Origin of the sequence: Mesorhizobium sp. M7A.F.Ca.CA.002.04.1.1, from assembly GCF_004022805.1 — a bacterium.
Classification (GTDB): Bacteria; Pseudomonadota; Alphaproteobacteria; order Rhizobiales; family Rhizobiaceae; genus Mesorhizobium; species Mesorhizobium ciceri.
On record NZ_RZPL01001308.1, the window covers coordinates 1 to 471 of the forward strand.

Below are 471 nucleotides of genomic sequence, written 5' to 3' on the forward strand. Positions count from 1 at the left end.
CCGTCATCGGCCGGAGCAGCGCCGGATCATGCGCGCCCTTGCGGGCGACCGACAAATGCGGGCCTTCGAGATGCAGCCCGAGAAAGCCAGGCACCTTCTGGCGCGCCGCCGCCTCGCCGGCGGCGACAGCGGCGGCCGTGATTGCAGGCGTGTCGGTGATCAGCGTCGGCAGCAGCGCCGTCGTGCCGAAGGGCGCGTGGGCGCGGCAGATGGTCTCGATGGAAGCGACATCGGGATGGTCGTTGAGCATGACGCCGCCGCCGCCATTGACCTGCAGGTCCACGAAGCCCGGCACCAGCAGGCCGTCACCGGCGTCGACGAGGGCGATGTCCGAGGGGACGGCGCCCGTGGGCAAAATGGCCTCGACGAGACCGTCGCGCACGACCAGCGCGTGGCCTTCATGCCAATCGTCGCCGTCGAAAATCCGGGCGCCAGTCAGGGCAAAGCGATTGCTCATACGGTCTCCGTCAC

The 471-nt window shown here is 69.4% G+C and carries 1 pseudogene; it reads right to left on the reverse strand.

Annotation, left to right across the window (positions count from 1 at the left end):
* A pseudogene (locus ENZ75_RS33935) lies at positions 1 to 457 on the reverse strand (N-acetylglucosamine-6-phosphate deacetylase); the annotation flags it as partial.
* Positions 458 to 471 lie beyond the last annotated feature (14 nt).